Source organism: Methanobrevibacter curvatus (genome assembly GCF_001639295.1).
GTDB lineage: Archaea > Methanobacteriota > Methanobacteria > Methanobacteriales > Methanobacteriaceae > Methanoflexus > Methanoflexus curvatus.
Genome location: NZ_LWMV01000062.1, coordinates 1 through 3,014 on the forward strand (window position 1 = coordinate 1; position 3,014 = coordinate 3,014).

Annotated in this window: 3 protein-coding genes; all 3 read left to right on the forward strand. The window is 24.7% G+C overall.

Annotated features, from left to right (window positions below):
• Positions 1 to 216 precede the first annotated feature (216 nt).
• The 3 genes from MBCUR_RS01650 (at position 217) to MBCUR_RS01655 (ending at position 2,870) form a co-directional block, all read left to right on the forward strand.
• Positions 217 to 1,203 (forward strand): ATP phosphoribosyltransferase, encoded by a 987-nt coding sequence (locus MBCUR_RS01650; RefSeq protein WP_067089416.1) that lies wholly within the window; start codon positions 217 to 219, stop codon positions 1,201 to 1,203.
• A 173-nt stretch (positions 1,204 to 1,376) separates the two neighbouring features.
• Positions 1,377 to 1,535, forward strand: coding sequence for a TIGR04165 family Cys-rich peptide (locus MBCUR_RS09995; protein WP_084269399.1), 159 nt, complete (start codon positions 1,377 to 1,379; stop codon positions 1,533 to 1,535).
• A gap of 177 nt (positions 1,536 to 1,712) precedes the next feature.
• Positions 1,713 to 2,870, forward strand: a complete 1,158-nt coding sequence (locus MBCUR_RS01655) for a TIGR04083 family peptide-modifying radical SAM enzyme (RefSeq protein ID WP_067089418.1) — start codon at positions 1,713 to 1,715, stop codon at positions 2,868 to 2,870.
• Positions 2,871 to 3,014: the final 144 nt, after the last annotated feature.

Below are 3,014 nucleotides of genomic sequence, written 5' to 3' on the forward strand. Positions count from 1 at the left end.
ATTTTAAATACTACATTTTAAATAATTAGTTAGATAAATAATTAAAAATAAATTAATAACATATTTAAAAAGATAACTTTAAAGTTTAATGAATAACCATTTTGTTAATTTTAAAAAATTTTTTATATGCTTATATTTTATATTAAATTCCATTAGATTTTATTGAATTTTATTAAGTTTATTAAGTTTATGTTAGTAAATAAATAGAGGATAAAAATGGCTAAAATAATTCTAGGGCTTCCAAAGGGTAGTTTAAATAATGTAAATAGAGGTAATACATACCAGCTATTTGTAGATGCAGGATATGAAGTTAAAGGGTATGAACCTGGAAATGAATCCTATGAAATAGATATTACAAACGATAATGACATAAAATCATATTTAACTCGTCCTCAAAGTACTCCTGTTGAATTAAACAGAGGAATGGTTGATATTGCTATTGTTGGAGAAGATTGGGTTAAAGAAGAATCAGTTGTAAATAAAAACACTATAGAAAAAATTGGAGATTTAAATTATGGTGAAACTCGTTTAATTGTTGCTGTTCCTCAAGAAAGTGAATATGATAATTTAACTGGATTTTTTAGAAAAAATAAAGATAGAAAAACTCCAATTTTGTGTTTTACTGAATATCCTAATTTAACACGACAACATATTATGAATAATGAAGGATACAAAGAAATATTTGGGGATAAAGTTCCTTTTGTTCAAGTGAGAAGTTTAACCGATGGAGACAACGAAAAAATTCAAATTATAAATTCTGATGGTGCAACAGAAGTATATATTGCTAAAGGTGCTGATTTGGTTGTTGATAATACTCAAACTGGAAGTAGTCTTAAAAAAGCAGGGTTAAAAGAACTTGAAACAATTATGCACTCTTCTGCTGGACTTTATGCTGGACCATCATGTGTTGGAGAAAAAATTGAGAAAGCAAAAATGATTTTTGAACAATTGTTAGGTGCAACAACTGGAAGAAGCTATTTTGATGTTAAATTTAATGTTTTAAATGATTTAGCAATTAAAGCAAGTGAATTTTTAATAACAAACAAATATTGTAGTGATGAACCTACCATAAACCAAGGAACAGAATACTCTCAAATAAATGTTCTTATTTCTAAAAAACTTTTCCCAGAAATGCTAAATGGAATAAAACAATTTAATGCATCAGCTATTGTTAGAAATAATGTAAAACAATACATTAAATAATTTAATGCTCTTAAATGAAAAAATTTAAAATTTTTAAAATTTTTAAAGTATTTGAATATTTGTAATTTTTAAGATTAATTATCTTATTTTTTATTAAACTAGACATCAAAAGTAATATAATATCAAAAGTAAATTAATAAATTATTTATTGTATAAAAATATAAGGAGATATTATGAAATTAGAACAGCTATTAGCAAAATGCCCAGTATGCGGATCTCAAGATAAAACAGCAAAAAGACAATTTATAGATGAACATAAAGCTCACTCTAAATTAAAAAATATTGTTTGTGATGAATGTGGTTATGTTTTTGAAGAAGGTATAGATGAGTAGTTTTAAATATGTTTTTATTTTTTGATTCATTTTTTATTTATTCTTATTAATATTAATGATTTTTTATCTTTTTTTATCTATTTTATTTATTTTTTATTATTACTTTATTTTTTATTATTTTATTTATTTTATTATTTTATTTATTTTTTTATATTTTAAATATTATTTGCTGATAATATGACTTTCCATGTAATGATTATACCAACACTTTCATGCCCTTCAAATTGTAGTTATTGTTGGGGGTCAGTTAAAAATGCTCCAGTAATGGATATTGAAATTGTTAAAGAGATTTCTAAATGGCTCAATGGATTTAGAAATGACCTTGTTCATTTTACATTTCATGGAGGTGAACCACTTCTCGCTGGATACGATTTTTTTGAAAGTGCTCTTCCACTCTTACAAAGTCAAGGTGATGAAATTGATAAAAAAGGTTACAAAGACTTTGGATTTTCTCTTCAATCAAATTTATGGCTTTTAGATGAAAAAATGGCTGATTTATTTTCTAAATATAAAATAGCTATTTCTACCAGTATAGATGGTCCTAAAGAAATTAATGATTATCAACGTGGAGAATTTTATTTTGATAGAACTATGGAAAAATATAAAATGGCTGTTGAACATGAGCTAAATATTAGTTTTATATGTACATTTACATCATATTCAAAAGATTTCTACGAAGAAATTTATAATTTCTTTTTAAAAAACAAATATAACCTTAAACTTCATGCAGCTCTGCCATCACTAAGAGATTCAAATGCAGATAAGTGGGCTTTAAAAGGAGAAGAACATGGACAGCTGTTAATTGATTTATTGGATAAATATTTGAATGATTTGGATAAATTTGAAATAAAGGATTTTGACCATATTGCTAAAAGTTATTTTAGAAGAAGAGGGACATTATGTACTTTTGCAGATTGTATGGGAGATACATTAGCTGTTGGGCATGATGGAAGCATTTATCCTTGTTATAGATTTGTAGGAATGAATGAATATGTAATGGGAAATGTTAAAGATCATCCTTCAATGGAAGATCTTAAATCTTCAAATGCATGGGAAAAACTCATGGATTTTAAAAGCTTTGTTGATGATAGATGTAAAACTTGTTCATATATTAAATATTGTCGTGGAGGATGCCCTTATAATGGAATAGTTTCAAATGAAGGAGATATAGCTGTTGATCCTCAATGTGAAGCATATAAAATGATTTTTAATGAAGTTTCTAAAAGAGCAAACAAAGAATTTAAAAAATCTGCACTTTCAGCATTTAAAGGAGATCAAAATAAAAGCAAAAATGATGAAAAATTCACAATAATGGATTTAATGATGAAAAAATAAAGAAGATTTTAACTAAAATTTAAATTAATTTTTTTATATATTACATTTATTTAAATTATTTTTATATTATAGTCCAGAAAATAAAGTTTAGAATTAATAATTTTTTTTAAAAGTCCCTATATTCATCTATTAATTAAATTAAAT